The sequence below is a fragment of the Ruegeria lacuscaerulensis genome (genome assembly GCF_013033355.1).
GTDB classification, from domain to species: domain Bacteria; phylum Pseudomonadota; class Alphaproteobacteria; order Rhodobacterales; family Rhodobacteraceae; genus Ruegeria; species Ruegeria lacuscaerulensis_A.
The window spans coordinates 36,508-51,851 of the sequence record NZ_WQDY01000013.1 but is presented as its reverse complement, the minus strand read 5'-3'; the positions used below and the strand labels follow the sequence as shown (position 1 = coordinate 51,851).

Below are 15,344 nucleotides of genomic sequence, written 5' to 3'. Positions count from 1 at the left end.
ACTGAATAAAACTGCCAATCCTCACAAGGATGACGAGCTTGCCTTTCAACGCCACCTCCCGAGAGCATAGCGAGGGCTTTATTCGCCTCTCATTAGCTGCTCCGTTTCTGCAATACCTCACCGAACGTAAGATCAATCCGCAACCAGCTTTGGATCAGGTCGGGTTGAAGGCCGAACTGTTGTCTGACCCATCCGTGTTCGTTCACTCAGAGTTGGTCTACGGCTTGGTAAATGCCTTCTCAGAAGTGTCAGGGGATCGATATCTTGGACTGAATGTAGGCGAGACGTTTAACCTGCAAGAGTGGCCTCCGTTCGCTCAAGCCCTGCAAACTACAAAAACGCTGTTCGAGTTCTTTACCCGCTTTGTTGGGCTTGTCCCGCAGGAGTCTAATTCTGTGCGGCACAGCCTTATCATTGAAGCGGACAAAGCGACTTATCGTATCGATGGGCAACAGGAACCAACTGTTCCACCCGTTCAGGTGACCGGTTTTGGCGCCGCAATCTATGTACGTCTATTGCAGACCGTCGTCGGCGATTCCTGGGATTCTTCGCGCGTACGATGGGAAAGCAGATACATCAATGGTCTACCTATCGACTACAAGGGGATCGAGGTTGGCCTTGGACCCGATCCCGGAATGCAAATTAGTTTTCCTGTGGAATGGTTGTTTTTGCACCATGTCTCTGACGGCTCTGCCAAGCCGATCGCCTCACCGCAACAAGATGAAGAAGTAACCGTGGTGGCTGCATTGCGCTCTGTCTTGCGCGACAAACTGGATGAAACCGATTTGGGGCCGGAGATGGTGGCCAGGTTGCTGGGAATACAGCCGGAACGCTTCCTGAAAGCGCTTCAGCAACAAGGCACAACACTACCCCGCGAAATCAAACGGCTGCGTGTCGATATCGCCAAGGAGCACCTAAAAGAAGACCGGATGACAATTGCGGAGATTGGTCTGATGCTTGGCTATTCCGACAAGTCCCACTTCACTCGCTTTTTCCGAGGTCAAACCGGAATGACACCGACCAAGTTCCGCCTTGGCTTGTAATTAAGTAGCAAATACCTGGAGTGGTTTTCCACTGCTTAACAAGTTTGGGCCGACAAGACAGTGTCAGACTTCAAACACCTTCAAATCGGCGAAAAGCCAAAGCGATCAACCCGGCTAGGACCATATAGACCAAGGCCAACAACAAAAGCGGCTCGTATACGATAAACGTGTCAGATCGAACCCGCGAAGAGACGGCGTAAATCTCGACCACCGTGATCGTTGCAACCAAGGGTGTCGCTTTGAGCTGCAGGATCGTTTCTCCGCCCAAAGTTGGCAGCACGTTGCGCACAGCCTGGGGCAGCCATATCCGGCGGAACATCGTAAAACGTGGCATTCCAAAAGACTTTGCAGCCTCAAGCTGCCCTTTCGCTACACTGGAAAACGCACCCCGCATCACCTCACCTTCATAACCAGCGAAGGACAAGGTCAACGCAAGCACCGCGTAAGGCCATGCTTGGCGCAGGTAGGGCCACAGCTCTGACGACCTTATCCAAGGAAACTGCGGAAACAGCGAACCCAGTCCGTAATACAACAGCCAAATCTGCAACAGCAGGGGCGTGCCTCGGATTATGGTGCAAAACACTCGGGCAGGTGTTGCCAGGTACCAAGGGCCGATCGCCTGCGCCAAGCCCAGCGGCACCGCCAATAAAAACCCCAGAACGGTTGTCACCACCAGCAGCCAGATCGTCGTCCAAAGGCCCTGCAACGCCAGCGGCGCGTATTGCGGGATCCAATCCCATCGCAACGAAAAGGCACACCAGATAATCAGGGCTGCAAACAACAGCATCATGACGATCCGGTGCGGCTGCATCAGCGCTTTCACGGTGATCATGAGGAACCCCCTTTCAACGAAGGCTGACCACGGCGCGCCCATTTCTCGATACGGGCAAAAACCGCACCCGAGAAAAGGGTGACCATGAGATACAGAAAGCCCGCCGCCAGAAAGAAGGTAAAGTAAGCACGGGTACTGCTTGCCGCCTGTCGTGTTTCAAGTGTCAATTCACTGAACCCGACAACAGCCAGCAAGGCCGTATCCTTGGTCGCGATAAGCCACAGATTGGCCAAGCCTGGCACCGCAAATCCCATCATTGCAGGGATCGTCACCCGACGCATGATCATAAATGCTGGCATTCCGTAGGATTTTGCCGCCTCAATCTGCCCGACCGGAACCGCCTTGATGGCCCCACGAAGCACTTCGGTGGCATAGGCCCCCTGCACAACGCCCAAGACCCAGATGCCTGCGGCGACACCGCTGATTTCAACTCGACCTCCACCGAAAGCCTCAGAGATCTTGTTGATGATATCGCTGCCGACATAGTACAGGATCAGAATCAACACCAGTTCAGGCACCGCCCTGATCACCGTTGTATAAATGGCAAGAAGGTCACGTGTGACCTTCCCCCCATAGAGTTTCCCGTAGGCACCGAACAGCCCGATTACCAGCCCCATTCCAAAAGCGCCCACGGCGATCTGCAGGGAATTGGCAAGCCCGCGCAACAGGTTGCCGCCCCAGCTTGACAGCGACAGCAACTCGGCGCTGGCGCCGAGGCCCAGTGTCTCGAATAGTCCGGTCACAACAGCGCCTTAGTAGATGCTGGTGGTGAAATAGCCCTCGGTGATTTTCTCGTGCGTACCGTCAGCCAGGATCGCCGCAATCCCTTTGTTCAGTGCTTCCAGAAGCTCGGTATCGCCCTTGCGTACGCCTGCACCCACACCACGGCCCAGAATCGCCGGATCATCCGCAACGGCTCCCTTGATCTCGCAGCAGCTGCCATTGTCCGAGTTCACGAAGTCCGCCATCGCGATGCTGTCTGCCTGGGTTGCATCAATTCGGCCTGCGAACAGATCCTGATTGGCTTCGTCCTGAGTCTGGTAGACTTTCAACTCGGCGTCCTTGAAGTATTCCTGCGCATAGGCTTGGTGAATCGTCGAGGCCTGAATGCCAATAATCTTGCCAGCCAGCGATTCAGGCGTAGGCTCGATATCAATTGATTTGTCGGCCACAATCACCGCAGGCGTATTGTAGTACGCATCACTGAAGTCGATGGTTTTCAACCGCTCTTCGGTGATCGACATCGAGGCCATGATCGCGTCGATCTGCTGACCAGTCAAAGACGGAATGATGCCGTCCCAGGCAACAGGCGTAATCACGCAGTCAAGCTCGGCCGCAGCACAAACCGCTTCGATGACCTCAATTTCCCAGCCGACCCAGTTGCCCGCGCTGTCCGGCGAGGCGAATGGTGGATAGGGTTCAGCTGCAATGCCAATCTTGACTTGCTCGGCTGCTGCACCGCCTGCCGCCAGCATGGCTGCGGCAGAGACTGCAGTCAGGAATGCTTTGATTTTCATAAGTTTCTCCGTGTTGATAGCGTTTATTTTTGTTTTATCCGACCGAGCTGAGGAATTGCTTCAGCCGCTCGGATTGCGGATTTCCAAAGAGCTCGGCAGGTGGGCCCTGCTCTTCGATACGACCTTGATATAGGTAGACGACGTGGTTCGCGACCTCGCGGGCGAACTTCATCTCATGCGTGACCAGTAGCATGGTGCGCCCCTCAGCGGCCAGGTCACGGATCACGGTCAGAACTTCTCCGACCAGTTCAGGGTCTAGCGCGGATGTGGGTTCGTCAAACAGCATGGCAGACGGATCAACGGCCAACGCCCGTGCAATCGCGGCCCGCTGCTGCTGACCACCCGAAAGGTAAGCGGGAAACGTGTCCTCCTTACCGCCCAGGCCAACCCTGACCAGCAATTCACGCGCGCGCTCTATCGCTTCTGCCTTTGGGACCTTCAGGACATGCACCGGCACCTCGATCACGTTCTCTAACAAGGTGCGGTGCGTCCACAGATTGAATTGCTGGAACACCATCGCCAGTTTGGTGCGAATACGTTCGATTTGCTTCTGGCTGGCCGGGCTGCCATCTGCCCGCATCGCGACCTCTTCGCCGCCGATGACGATTTTGCCCGACGTTGGCGTCTCCAGAAAATTGATGCAGCGCAGCATGGTTGACTTACCAGAACCCGAACCACCGATGATCGCAACAACATCACCTTGATGCGCGATCAGATCCACGCCTTTCAGAACTTCTAAATCGCCAAAGGATTTATGCAAATCCTCTACCCGGATCGCCTCTCGGCGGGTGTCGGGTTGCTGTGCTGATGCGGCAGCGGCTGTGTCCATTTTTTGCGACCCCAATTTTCCGATTGCAGTAAGCCGCGAACATCGTAATTATGCAAGCGTATAATTAATGCAACCAGCGAAAACGAGCCAGTTGTGAGCGAAGAACGCAAAAAATTCAGGCGCGAGTCGGCCGAATCCCGGCAGGAAGCTTTGATTCTAGCCACGCTGGAACTGGTTGCTGAACAGGGCGTGCGCGGCGCCACGGTGCGGGGAATCGCAGAACGCGCAAATGTCACGGGGGGGCTGATCCGCCACTACTTCAGCTCCAAAGAAGATCTGATCGTGGCCGCCTACGAGCACCACATGAACACGATGACCGACCAGACCTTTGCACTTGCGACGGGCACAGAGGTCGGCGCGCAAACCAGGCTCGCCGCTTTCGTGACGGCGTCTTTGACACCACCCGTTGTCGACCCCCGCGCCATCGCCCTGTGGGCCAGCTTTCTGAACAAGGTGCAGCACGACCCACAGATGAAAGCGACGCATGAACGGACATATGCCTATTTTCGGGACCAGCTTGAGGAACTGATTGCAGCCTCGCTGAACGAAGTTGACCGGCCCGCGCCCCCTGCCCGTTTGCGGCAATTGGCCATTGCGTGCAACGCGGTGATCGATGGTCTGTGGCTTGAAGGCGGGGCGCTGCCGGACGCATTTGAACAAGGTGAACTGGTTGAAATCGGGCTGCAGTCCGTTTCCGCCATTCTCGATTTGGATCTAACGCAGGAGAGCAAGCCCAAATGAGGCTGACAGCAATCACCGAACGGCTGGCCGGATTGGGCGGCGGCAAGTGGGAAGTCCACCTGAAGGCGCGCGCATTGGCCGAGGCAGGCGCAGACCTCGTGGAAATGACGATCGGCGAACCGGACGTGCCAACACCGCAAGAGTTGTGCGACGCGGCGGCCTTGGCATTGCAATCGGGCCGTACCGGATATTCAAACGGGCGCGGAGAGGCCGGGCTTTGTGCAGCTTTGGCCGAAACATACACCGAAAGCCGTGGGCGGCAGTTTCTGCCTGAAAACATTCTGTGTTTTCCCGGCACGCAGACAGCACTTTTTGCGGTGATGCAGGGCCTCGCAGAAGCCGGGTCCGAAGTTCTAGTCGGCGATCCCATGTATGCGACCTATGAGGGTGTCATCCGCGCCAGCGGGGCTGAACCAGTTCCGGTGCCGCTGCGCGCTGAAAACGGGTTTAGACTTCAGGCTGACGATCTCACCGCGCGTGTCACGCCGCGCAGCCGGGCGATACTGCTGACCACTCCTCACAACCCGACAGGCGCGATCCTGACTGCGGAAGATATCGGTAAAATCGGTAAAATTGCGCAACAAAATGACCTGTGGATCATCTCGGACGAAGTGTACGAGCATCTGGTGTTCGATGATGCCAACTTTGTGTCGCCGCTTTCTGATCCGCAGCTGGCAGACCGGGTCATCGCGGTCTCGTCGATATCGAAATCCCACGCCGCCCCCGGTTTTCGCAGCGGCTGGTGTGTGGGCCCGGCCGAGTTTTGTGCAGCGCTTCTGCCGGTCTCCGAAACCATGCTGTTTGGCAATCAACCCTTCATCGCGGACATGACGGAAAAAGCAGTACGGGACGGATCGTCGGTCGCGGCGGGCATGGCGTCCCGCTTTGCAAGCCGCGCCCTGATCCTGGAACATCGGCTACACGCCGAAACCGGGCTTGTCGTACACCGCCCAGAGGCCGGCATGTTTGCGTTGGTCAATGTATCAGCCTGCGGCATGGATGGGGACACTTATGCTTGGGACCTGCTGGAGCATGGCGTTTCCGTCATGCCTGGCTCGGCCTTTGGCGAAAGCCTTACAGATTGGGTCCGGGTCGCCTTGACGATTGACGACGAGCGTTTCGCAAAAGCACTGGACCGCATCGTTGCCCATGCAAACCTCAGCGATCGGAACGTCGCATGACCAACCAAACAGTGGGCGAAGCATTGGTCGCAGGGCTGAAACAGCGCGGCGTGTCTTGTGTCTTTGGCATTCCCGGAGTGCATACGGTCGAGCTGTACCGCGGCCTTGCGGCCTCTGGAATCCGTCATGTCACCCCTCGGCATGAACAGGGTGCGGGCTTTATGGCTGACGGCTATGCGCGCGCGTCGGGTAAACCTGGCGTAGCTTTTGTTATCACCGGTCCCGGCCTGACAAACAGCCTGACCCCGATGGCGCAGGCACGCGCGGACTCCGTGCCAATGCTGGTGGTCTCGGGCGTCAACGATACAGATACGCTCGGCCAAGGATATGGCCATTTGCATGAACTGCCCGATCAGCACGCCCTTGCCAAAACTGTGGCGCTGGTTTCTGAACATGTGAGCCTGCCCGGTGATCTGGACCCAGCTCTGGAGCGCGTTTTTGCGACCTGCTGCTCGGAACGTCCCGGCCCCACTCATATTGAGATCCCACTGGATGTGGCAGGACACGCAGCCGAACGCGCCCCTATCGCCAAGACCCTACCCAGCTGGGCCCCGGACGGCGACGTGATCCAACAGGCTGCCGCGCAGCTCTTGGCCGCAAAACGCATTGTCATCCTGGCCGGTGGCGGTGCGAAAACCAGCGCCGAAGGCCTGAAAGCCTTAGCCGAGCGCCTGGACTCTCCAGTCGTGCAAACCGTCAACGCGCGTGGGTTGATGCATGATCATCCATTGACCGTTCCCGCTAGCCCCAGTTTGAAATCTGTACGCGTACTGATCGAAGACGCCGATTGCGTTCTCGCTTTAGGGACCGAGCTGGGCCCAACAGATTATGACATGTACGCTACGGGAAAGATGCCCATGATGCCCGGTCTGATACGTGTTGATGTTTGCCCGGATCAATTGGCCCGTCATGACACGAAAATTGCCATACAGGCCCGGACTGATCAGGCAATATCCGCATTGCTTGCTACCCTGCCCGACCGGCCCGACCAGCGGGATGGCGCAGGTCGCGCCAAAAAAACCCGCGCCGCAGCTTATGAAGAGATCGGCCCAGACTACCGCGCCCAGGTCGAGATCCTGGCAGCCATGCGCGCGACTGTCCCCAACGCGCTTATAGTGGGCGATTCCACGCAACCGATCTACGCAGGTAACCTCTATTATGACCACGACCGTCCGGGCGGATGGTTCAATGCCGCCACCGGTTATGGCGCGCTCGGGTATGGCATTCCGGCCGCCATCGGTGCAGGAATTGCCGATCCTCAGGCCCCTGTGATCTGCATCGCCGGCGATGGTGGCGCCCAATTCTCGCTGCCCGAGATTATGGCCGCGGTGGATCACAACCTGCACATTACCTTTGTCTTGTGGAATAACCACGGCTACGGCGAAATCGCGACGTCAATGCAGGATGTTGGGGTTGAGGTGATCGGATGCGACCCGACTCCACCTGATTTTGCCGCCACCGCAGCCTCGTTTGGCATACCACATGAACGGGTTTCTCAGAATCCCGCTGAGATAGCGGCCGCGTTGGCTTCGGCCCGCGCGCGAAACTGCCCTTCAATTCTGGAAATCGACATTACCGGGGATCGCCCGGATCAGGAGTAACTCATGCGGAATCCGACCTTTGAATTTGCACGTGCCATCACCCGCAAGCCCGCCACGACAATTGCAGAAGGGTTGCGCGCCGAGGATATCGGCAATCCAAACCTGGACGGGATGCTGGCCGCGCATTCGGCCTATGTCAGTGCGCTGCGCAGCACTGGGGCAGAGGTGATCGAGCTTGAACCGCTTGACGCTTATCCTGATGCACAATTTGTCGAGGATACCGCACTTTGCCTTCCACAAGGTGCAATTCTGATGCGTCCCGGCGCGCCCTCTCGCATGGGTGAAGTGGCGGAAATAGCATCGACGATCCGTGCCTGCTATCACGACGTCCGCGAGATCAAAGGCCCCGGCCATGTAGAAGGCGGCGACATTCTGGTGACCGGAAAAGAAATCTTGGTGGGCCGTTCGGATCGCACCGACGCGGCAGGCGTGGCCGAGCTGGCGGAAATTGCCAATGAGTGGGGCCATGCTTTGCGTGAGGTGTTTACGCCTGAAGGCGTGTTGCATTTCAAGACCGATTGTTCGCTGATGGATGCCGAGACCATCCTTGCAACCAAGCGCCTGGATGCGTCCGGGTGTTTTGAAGGCTATAGGGTTTTGCATGTCGCCGACGGTGAAGAAGCGGCTGCCAATGCAATTCGTTTCAATAATCTGGTACTGATGGCAGCAGGTTTCCCGCGCACAGCCGACACTCTGGACAAGGCGGGATTTGAGGTTGTTCAGATCGACAATACCGATTGTGCTAAGCTGGATGGCGGAATGTCCTGCCTGTCCTTGAGGTTTTGAGGGTCTCAGGGACAGGCAGGACAACTGGACTTGAAGCATAGTTTATGTCTCAAGCCTTTTGACAATCTGTTTTGGATTAGGCGAGCAGTTCCCCAGATTGACCGACCATTAGCGTTCCACCATTGGCCACCTCGACATAGACACCCATGTCCATATGACCCATCACCTTTCGAATAAGATAGGGTACATTCAAGTCCCGCTCGGCCGTTATCGGGTTAACTTCAGTTGCTGCGCACCTTTTGGTTCGCGAGAGAATTTTCAGCTTAACATCACCAAATCTCAAAACTGAACCAACGGAATCCAGCTCGGCAAACGCAGGTAACCCGTCAATCTCGATATTCGATCGGAAGCGCGCTGGGTGGACATTCGCGTTCAGTTGCTTGCCCAGTTCTTCTACAGAAGCCAGATTCAAAACGGATATCGCGTTCATCATTTTCGGTGATACCACAGACACATCCGTAAACCGATGAGGCGAAGACGAGACGAACTTTGGCGGTGCGGGATCTTTTAAACCAATCTCCGACGAAAGAAAATTTGCCGCGCTCATCCGATCTTCGGGCGTTCGCATATTAAAGCGTCGTATCTTGCTGTCAGCTTTGATCTCAAGAGCTTGGGTCTCGGGGTCAAAATTTGTTTGAATGCCTGCCAGAGCAGCCTCATTTAACAAAACGACAAAACGATCTTTCGGCAGTGGTTTGGGGTTCTGCTCATCGAAACCCGAGTTGTATCTAGCAAATCCGAACAACCGATCACCAGGAATGCCCTCTCCTGCTCGCAGCGTCACAGTTTGCATAGGCTCCGAACTCAAGCCTTTTACTGGGTAGCGGCTCATTCGGACGATAGAGAGATTTTTCATACGTCTGCACCTTACCAATCGAGTGACCCAATACCCAGAGCAGGCTGCGCTGTTTGACGCTATCTACAATTCGCAAAGGTATCGACCAAATAATCTGTGAGCGCTTCAGACGCGGCTTAGCTAAACCTACTGGTTGCATGATGACTGCGATCACGAGCTTCGCCAATTTTAGTCGATATGGCCATTTAGAATATCTCCGCCAAAACCACTCATGCATAAAACTGATTTTATAGTATACATAATAATCAGATGCTTATAGCAAATCGTTGCGATTTTCTCCTGTCTATTGAGGTACGAACCTCAAAAATTTCTGGACTTGAGGTGCGTACCTCAAATAGCCTTGGTCATATGCCGCGATTCGCACATCCTCGATTGACGGCGCAAAAAAGGGAGGAATGGATGACTTACACAAAACTGGCTTCGGCCAGCGCAATAGTCCTTGCCGCTACTACTCTTTCTACCACGGCAAATGCTGAAGATCTGACACTATGTTGGGCTGCGTGGGATCCGGCCAACGCGCTTGTCGAGCTGTCAAAAGAATTTGAAGCAGAGTCTGGCCACACGATGAACTTCGAATTTGTTCCATGGCCAAATTTTGCGGACCGGATGCTAAATGAGCTGAACTCTGGGGGTAAACTCTGCGACCTGTTAATTGGTGACAGCCAATGGATCGGCGGTGGTGCCGAAAACGGTCATTATGTCCAACTCAACGAGTTCTTCGATGCTGAAGGCATAAGCATGGACGACTTCGCGCCAGCCACTGTCTACGCTTATTCGACCTGGCCCAAGGGTACACCAAACTACTATGCGCTGCCTGCGATGGGCGATGCGAATGGATGGTTCTACCGCAAGGACTGGTTTGAAAACCCCGATATCCAAGCCGCCTACAAAGAGGCGACCGGTCAGGATCTGCGCGAGCCTCAATCGCAGAAAGAGCTCTTGCAGATCGCGCAGTTCTTCCAAGGTCGTGAGATCGACGGCAAGACGGTTTACGGAGCCGCAATTTTTACCGAGCGCGGCTCGGAAGGAATAACAATGGGTGTGACCGGGGCACTGTATCCATGGGGCTTCAAGTATGAAAACACACCTGGCTCGTATGACATGGAAGGTGCCGTAAATTCACCAGAAGCAGTTGAAGCACTGGAATTCTACAAAGAGTTCTACGAAACGGCTACACCTCCGGGATACACCAACTCTTATATGGGTGAGAGCTTGGACGCCTTTAAATCCGGTCAGGTCGCCATGGCGATGAACTGGTTTGCCTTCTTCCCTGGTCTATATGCCGACCCCAATACCGGCGGTGACAAGATCGACTTCTTCGTGAACCCACCGCAAAATCAAGCGGGTTCAACACTGGGCGGACAAGGAATTTCTGTAGTCAGTTACTCCGACAAACAGGACGCCGCGCTCGAGTACATAAAGTGGTTCGCGCAGCCAGACGTTCAGGCCAAATGGTGGGAGCTGGGCGGTTACTCGGCACATAACTCAGTGCTGGAAGATCCCGGTTTCGTTGATAGCCAACCGTTCGCTGGTGACTTCCTGGAAGCAATGGGCGGTGTGCAGGATTTCTGGCAAGAGCCTGCTTATGCTGAGCTTCTGCTGGCAATGCAGAAACGCATCCACGACTACGTGGTTGCTGACCAAGGCACAGCTCAAGAAGCGTTGGATCTTCTGATCGAAGATTGGACGGAAGTCTTCGAAGACGAAGGCAAGCTGTAACCCGGACACAGGTACGAGCGGGAGCAATCCCGCTCCACCTTCACCCGTGAGTCCGAAACCAACAAGAACTGGCAAAGAGATGTCTGACAGGACCGTAGATCGCGTTGCGCAGGCAACGCCCGAGCGAGTTGCGCGAAAAATCCGGGGATTATCCGATCGCGCGATCGCCTGGATATTCATCTCCCCAACGATATTTCTATTGCTGGCGATCAATATCTTTCCGTTGATCTGGACCATCCAACTGAGCTTTACCAACTACAAGGCCAATCGGATCGGGCGTGAAGTCAAAGATGTCGGTCTCAGGAATTACGAGCGTATCCTGACGGACTCTGACACTTGGCTGAACATGCAGGCGACGGCGCATTTCCTGTTCTGGACGATCTTTTTTCAAGTTCTGATCGGGTTCACGCTGGCGTGGTTAATCAACAAAAAATTCAAGGGCAACGATCTTTGGACAACGATCATCGTGCTGCCGATGATGTTGTCTCCGGCGGTTGTAGGAAACTTCTGGAAGTTCCTGTACCAGCCTCAGATTGGCCTGTTTAACTACATCGTGTCCTGGTTTACCGGCAAGGACCCATCGAGCTTTGAAATGCTAGGATCGGTCACGTTGGCCCCATGGGCGATTGTGATTGTCGACACCTGGATGTGGACCCCCTTCGTGATGCTGATCTGTCTGGCCGGTCTGCGCAGCATTCCCGATTACATCTACGAGGCGGCTGAGATCGACAGGGCCAGCAAGCTGCGGCAGTTCTTTACGATTACCATCCCGATGGTGCTACCGTTCCTTATGTTGGCGGTGCTGTTCCGGGGAATTGAGAACTTCAAGATGTTCGACCTGGTGGTTCAGCTAACTGGCGGTGGTCCGGGTTCTGTTACGGAACTCACCTCGATCAATCTAAAACGAGAGGCGTTTGAAAAGTGGCGTACAGGCTATGCCTCGGCCTATGCGATCATCCTTTTCGTCACCGTGTTCGGCCTTGCGTCGATCTACGTCAAAGCCCTGAACAAGGTGAAACAGAGATGAGTGGTTTTTCCGTCACTGAACCTTCGAACCGGTCCAAGTGGATCGCAGGCTTTCTGGTCATCACTTATGCGCTGATCACGATGATCCCGCTGGTCTGGATTTTGCTGACTGGCTTCAAATCCCCGGCCGATGCGATCAGCTATCCGCCCAAAGTGGTCTTTGACCCAACGCTTGAAGGGTATGTGAATCTCTTCACCACGCGCACGCGGCAAACGCAGGAGTTTCTGGAAGCCAACCCGCCGCAGAACTGGGCCGATGAGATCGTGCGCCAATACGACATGGTGATTGTCGGGCCATCAAAGTTCGGTGAGCGTTTTATGAATTCGGTTATCATCGGGTTCGGCTCGACCTTCCTGAGTATTTTCCTTGGCACGCTGGCCGCCTATGCGTTCAGTAGGTTCAAGGTCCCGCTCAAGGACGACCTTCTGTTCTTCATCCTAAGTACAAGGATGATGCCGCCGGTTGCTGTTGCTATCCCAATCTTCCTGATGTTCAGGAACCTTGGATTGAGCGATACGCACCTGGGAATGATCCTGCTTTATACAGGGGTTAACATCTCACTGGCGGTTTGGTTGCTGAAGGGTTTCATCGACGAAATCCCACGAGAGTACGAAGAAGCCGCCCTCATAGATGGCTACACGAGGTTTCAGGCATTCTACAAAGTGGTGCTGCCGCAAGCCGCCACGGGCATCGCATCAACTGCGATCTTCTGCCTGATCTTCGCGTGGAATGAATACGCATTTGCCGTGCTGCTGACCTCCGCGAACGCGCAAACAGCGCCGCCATTTATCCCGACCATTATCGGTATTGGCGGCCTGGACTGGCCTGCCGTGGCGGCAGGTGCCACGATCTTCCTAATCCCTGTCATGATTTTCACCATCCTAATGCGCAAACATTTGCTGCGTGGGATCACATTCGGAGCCGTGCGCAAATGAGCGAGTTTCTTACCGGATTACTACGACTCCGCCGCGGCCCATGGGAGATGGTCGCAACCATCCTAATTGCACTGGGTGTCTTCATGCTGATGCAGCCCTTTGTCCTTTGGGCCTTCACCTACTCTTTCATCGTCACGCTGATCGGAACCGTTATGTTCATTATCGTCAGCCATTTCCCGGAGTAGAAATGGCCCAGATCGTAGTCAAAAACGTAAAAAAGATGTTCGGCGACTTCACCGCTGTACGCGAAAGCTCGTTCACGATTGAGGACGGTGAGTTTTTCATGCTTCTTGGGCCATCCGGTTGCGGAAAGACGACGACGCTGCGGATGATCGCAGGATTGGAACTTCCAACCTCGGGTGAAATCTACTTGGACGGTGAAGAGATCGGCCAGCGACCGCCATCAGAGCGGGACATTGCTTTCGTGTTCCAGATGTTCGCGCTGTATCCCCACATGAATGTGCGCAAGAATATCAGCTATCCACTGATATCGCAGGGTATGTCCCGCGCCGCTGTAAAGGCCAAAGTCGAGGAAGTCGCAGGAATTCTGGGGATCAAGGACATCCTCGATAGCCCAGTAGGTGGGCTTTCAGGCGGCGACAGGCAGCGCGTGGCACTGGGGCGCGCGATTGTTCGCGAACCCAAGGCGTTCATGATGGACGAACCACTTGGCGCTTTGGATGCCGAATTTCGCGAGCATATGGCAGAAGAACTGCGCGCTCTTCATGATCGCATGGGCGCAACCACTGTGTACGTTACGCATGATCAGCTGGAAGCCATGCAAATGGGCGACAAGATCGTGGTGATGAACAACGCTGTGATCGAGCAATTCGGTACACCTCAGGAAATCTACGACAAACCGGCCACAATGTTCGTTGCAGATTTTATTGGATCTCCTTCGATGAACTTCCTGCCGTTTCAGGGAAAGGTCGCGCCTGGCTCGGAAATGGTTCGACTGAATGGCCATGACGAAGCCGTGCCCAAACTGATGGAAGCGGCGGAAGGTGACCTGGTTTTCGGCGTTCGTCCCGAGCATGTTTTTCTGTCAGACGACAGCGCCTACCGGGCCAAAGTCCTGGCAGCGGAATATCTGGGAACCACCCAGATCGTGACACTGCAAAGCCCGAACGGAGAGCTGAAAGCTCGCATTGACGCGCGTGAAGTGGTTAATCCCGGCGAGACGGTAGGATTGGAATTCCGCTCACCTGCAGTAACCCTGTTTGAAAAGTCTACCGGACGCGCGCTGAGGTCCGCTTTGAACGACGAGGTGCTAAGCAATGGCTGAAGTCGTTTTACAAAATATCTCGAAGTCATTCGGTAGTCTAAAAGCGGTGGATGGTATATCGATGACGATCCCCAACGGTGCTTTTGTGGTGTTGTTGGGGCCGACGGGCGCAGGGAAAACAACGACGCTAAGATTGATATCCGGGCTTGAGAAACTGGATTCAGGAACGGTGCACATTGCCGGTCGTGACGTTGGAATAGATACTCCTGCCCAGCGTGATGTAGCGATGGTTTTCCAGCAATACTCGCTATACCCCCATATGACAGTACGAGAGAACCTGTCTTTTCCCCTGCGGTCACCGATCCTAAAAACACCCGAAGATGAGATCGTCAGGAAGGTTGGCGAGGTCGCGGAAATTCTCCAAATTCCGCACAAGCTGGATAACAAAGCAACTGAGTTGTCCGGCGGCGAAATGCAGCGCGTTTCAATTGGACGGGCGCTTGTGCGGGACCCCCAGATATTCCTGATGGACGAACCCCTCAGCTCTTTGGACGCCAAACTTCGAGCGGATTTGCGTGTGGAACTGAAAAGGATTCAGGCAGACCTGGGATCAACCTTACTATACGTGACCCATGATCAGGTCGAAGCCATGACAATGGCGACGCATATCGGCGTTTTGGAAAATGGCAGGCTGGTTCAGTACGGTACCCCTCGCGACATCTATGAAAATCCTGGAAGTGTGTATGTTGCTAGCCGCCTGGGTCTGCCACGGATCAACATCCTGCCGTCCGCGTTGTTCGGAGGCGATCACAAAGGTCCGCAGATTGGTCTTCGCCCCGAAAACATCATCGAAGGTGAAGGCACGGATGCACGTGTAGTGCGTGCCGAACACTTGGGAGATCAAACGCGGCTGCACCTAGACTTAAACGGCCACCCGGTTGTGACCCTGATTGATATCCATCAGGACTACCCCTCTGGGAAAGTAATAAAAATCCGCCCACACAACCCATTGTATTTTGACGCGTCCGGCACGCGAGTGACTTAAGGAGCAA

The 15,344-nt window shown here is 55.0% G+C and carries 16 protein-coding genes; 11 read left to right on the top strand and 5 right to left on the bottom strand.

Annotated features, from left to right (window positions below; translation table 11 throughout):
• The first annotated feature begins 38 nt into the window (after positions 1-38).
• On the top strand, positions 39-1,043 hold the full coding sequence (locus tag GOW48_RS19185; protein ID WP_170755720.1) for an AraC family transcriptional regulator: 1,005 nt from the start codon (positions 39-41) through the stop codon (positions 1,041-1,043).
• A gap of 70 nt (positions 1,044-1,113) precedes the next feature.
• Here the strand turns inward: GOW48_RS19185 and GOW48_RS19180 are convergent, their stop codons facing one another.
• The 4 genes from GOW48_RS19180 to GOW48_RS19165 are packed head-to-tail and all read right to left on the bottom strand — an operon-like array spanning position 1,114 to position 4,221.
• Positions 1,114-1,875 carry an ABC transporter permease gene (locus tag GOW48_RS19180; RefSeq protein ID WP_170755719.1) on the bottom strand — a complete coding sequence of 254 codons (762 nt, stop codon included), beginning with the start codon at positions 1,873-1,875 and terminating at the stop codon, positions 1,114-1,116.
• Positions 1,872-2,618: an ABC transporter permease gene (locus GOW48_RS19175; RefSeq protein WP_170356311.1), complete on the bottom strand. Its 747-nt coding sequence runs from the start codon at positions 2,616-2,618 to the stop codon at positions 1,872-1,874. The genes GOW48_RS19180 and GOW48_RS19175 overlap by 4 nt, the downstream gene beginning before the upstream one ends.
• Before the next feature lie 9 nt (positions 2,619-2,627).
• Positions 2,628-3,392 carry a transporter substrate-binding domain-containing protein gene (locus GOW48_RS19170; protein ID WP_170356310.1) on the bottom strand — a complete coding sequence of 255 codons (765 nt, stop codon included), beginning with the start codon at positions 3,390-3,392 and terminating at the stop codon, positions 2,628-2,630.
• A 34-nt stretch (positions 3,393-3,426) separates the two neighbouring features.
• Positions 3,427-4,221 carry an ABC transporter ATP-binding protein gene (locus GOW48_RS19165; RefSeq protein WP_170755718.1) on the bottom strand — a complete coding sequence of 265 codons (795 nt, stop codon included), beginning with the start codon at positions 4,219-4,221 and terminating at the stop codon, positions 3,427-3,429.
• Positions 4,222-4,314: 93 nt separating this feature from the next.
• On the opposite strand from GOW48_RS19165, the gene GOW48_RS19160 reads away from it, so the two are divergent.
• From GOW48_RS19160 to GOW48_RS19145, 4 genes are read left to right on the top strand one after another with little or no spacing between them, the layout of a single operon-like run.
• Positions 4,315-4,962 carry a TetR/AcrR family transcriptional regulator gene (locus GOW48_RS19160; protein WP_170755717.1) on the top strand — a complete coding sequence of 216 codons (648 nt, stop codon included), beginning with the start codon at positions 4,315-4,317 and terminating at the stop codon, positions 4,960-4,962.
• Positions 4,959-6,143: a pyridoxal phosphate-dependent aminotransferase gene (locus tag GOW48_RS19155; protein ID WP_170755716.1), complete on the top strand. Its 1,185-nt coding sequence runs from the start codon at positions 4,959-4,961 to the stop codon at positions 6,141-6,143. Before GOW48_RS19160 ends, GOW48_RS19155 begins: the two co-directional genes overlap by 4 nt.
• A complete protein-coding gene (locus GOW48_RS19150) occupies positions 6,140-7,744 on the top strand; it encodes a 5-guanidino-2-oxopentanoate decarboxylase (protein WP_170755715.1) in 1,605 nt (534 codons plus the stop codon). Before GOW48_RS19155 ends, GOW48_RS19150 begins: the two co-directional genes overlap by 4 nt.
• Positions 7,745-7,747: 3 nt before the next feature.
• Positions 7,748-8,530 carry a dimethylarginine dimethylaminohydrolase family protein gene (locus GOW48_RS19145; protein ID WP_170755714.1) on the top strand — a complete coding sequence of 261 codons (783 nt, stop codon included), beginning with the start codon at positions 7,748-7,750 and terminating at the stop codon, positions 8,528-8,530.
• A 76-nt stretch (positions 8,531-8,606) separates the two neighbouring features.
• Here the strand turns inward: GOW48_RS19145 and GOW48_RS19140 are convergent, their stop codons facing one another.
• Positions 8,607-9,386 carry an MOSC domain-containing protein gene (locus GOW48_RS19140; RefSeq protein ID WP_234899522.1) on the bottom strand — a complete coding sequence of 260 codons (780 nt, stop codon included), beginning with the start codon at positions 9,384-9,386 and terminating at the stop codon, positions 8,607-8,609.
• Positions 9,387-9,785: 399 nt separating this feature from the next.
• Here GOW48_RS19140 and GOW48_RS19135 point away from each other — a divergent pair, with 399 nt between their 5' ends.
• The 6 genes from GOW48_RS19135 to GOW48_RS19110 all read left to right on the top strand — a co-directional run bounded on the left by GOW48_RS19135 (position 9,786) and on the right by GOW48_RS19110 (position 15,337).
• Positions 9,786-11,105 carry an ABC transporter substrate-binding protein gene (locus tag GOW48_RS19135; RefSeq protein ID WP_170755713.1) on the top strand — a complete coding sequence of 440 codons (1,320 nt, stop codon included), beginning with the start codon at positions 9,786-9,788 and terminating at the stop codon, positions 11,103-11,105.
• A 79-nt stretch (positions 11,106-11,184) separates the two neighbouring features.
• On the top strand, positions 11,185-12,132 hold the full coding sequence (locus GOW48_RS19130) for a carbohydrate ABC transporter permease (RefSeq protein WP_170332156.1): 948 nt from the start codon (positions 11,185-11,187) through the stop codon (positions 12,130-12,132).
• Positions 12,129-13,067, top strand: a complete 939-nt coding sequence (locus tag GOW48_RS19125; RefSeq protein ID WP_170755712.1) for a carbohydrate ABC transporter permease — start codon at positions 12,129-12,131, stop codon at positions 13,065-13,067. Before GOW48_RS19130 ends, GOW48_RS19125 begins: the two co-directional genes overlap by 4 nt.
• Positions 13,064-13,252: a hypothetical protein gene (locus GOW48_RS19120; RefSeq protein WP_155150119.1), complete on the top strand. Its 189-nt coding sequence runs from the start codon at positions 13,064-13,066 to the stop codon at positions 13,250-13,252. The genes GOW48_RS19125 and GOW48_RS19120 overlap by 4 nt, the downstream gene beginning before the upstream one ends.
• A gap of 2 nt (positions 13,253-13,254) precedes the next feature.
• Entirely contained in the window at positions 13,255-14,352 is a 1,098-nt protein-coding gene (locus GOW48_RS19115; RefSeq protein WP_170755711.1) for an ABC transporter ATP-binding protein, read from the top strand.
• Positions 14,345-15,337 (top strand): ABC transporter ATP-binding protein, encoded by a 993-nt coding sequence (locus GOW48_RS19110; protein WP_170356301.1) that lies wholly within the window; start codon positions 14,345-14,347, stop codon positions 15,335-15,337. The genes GOW48_RS19115 and GOW48_RS19110 overlap by 8 nt, the downstream gene beginning before the upstream one ends.
• Positions 15,338-15,344 lie beyond the last annotated feature (7 nt).

What these genes read in the sequence shown, in the direction of transcription:
- GOW48_RS19150 (WP_170755715.1), top strand. Translation starts at nt 6,140, where the DNA reads ATGACCAACCAAACAGTGGGCGAAGCATTGGTCGCAGGGCTGAAACAG.
- GOW48_RS19145 (WP_170755714.1), top strand. Translation starts at nt 7,748, where the DNA reads ATGCGGAATCCGACCTTTGAATTTGCACGTGCCATCACCCGCAAGCCC.
- GOW48_RS19180 (WP_170755719.1), bottom strand. Translation starts at nt 1,875, where the DNA reads ATGATCACCGTGAAAGCGCTGATGCAGCCGCACCGGATCGTCATGATG.
- GOW48_RS19140 (WP_234899522.1), bottom strand. Translation starts at nt 9,386, where the DNA reads ATGAAAAATCTCTCTATCGTCCGAATGAGCCGCTACCCAGTAAAAGGC.
- GOW48_RS19135 (WP_170755713.1), top strand. Translation starts at nt 9,786, where the DNA reads ATGACTTACACAAAACTGGCTTCGGCCAGCGCAATAGTCCTTGCCGCT.
- GOW48_RS19110 (WP_170356301.1), top strand. Translation starts at nt 14,345, where the DNA reads ATGGCTGAAGTCGTTTTACAAAATATCTCGAAGTCATTCGGTAGTCTA.
- GOW48_RS19125 (WP_170755712.1), top strand. Translation starts at nt 12,129, where the DNA reads ATGAGTGGTTTTTCCGTCACTGAACCTTCGAACCGGTCCAAGTGGATC.
- GOW48_RS19120 (WP_155150119.1), top strand. Translation starts at nt 13,064, where the DNA reads ATGAGCGAGTTTCTTACCGGATTACTACGACTCCGCCGCGGCCCATGG.
- GOW48_RS19165 (WP_170755718.1), bottom strand. Translation starts at nt 4,221, where the DNA reads ATGGACACAGCCGCTGCCGCATCAGCACAGCAACCCGACACCCGCCGA.
- GOW48_RS19155 (WP_170755716.1), top strand. Translation starts at nt 4,959, where the DNA reads ATGAGGCTGACAGCAATCACCGAACGGCTGGCCGGATTGGGCGGCGGC.
- GOW48_RS19130 (WP_170332156.1), top strand. Translation starts at nt 11,185, where the DNA reads ATGTCTGACAGGACCGTAGATCGCGTTGCGCAGGCAACGCCCGAGCGA.
- GOW48_RS19115 (WP_170755711.1), top strand. Translation starts at nt 13,255, where the DNA reads ATGGCCCAGATCGTAGTCAAAAACGTAAAAAAGATGTTCGGCGACTTC.
- GOW48_RS19170 (WP_170356310.1), bottom strand. Translation starts at nt 3,392, where the DNA reads ATGAAAATCAAAGCATTCCTGACTGCAGTCTCTGCCGCAGCCATGCTG.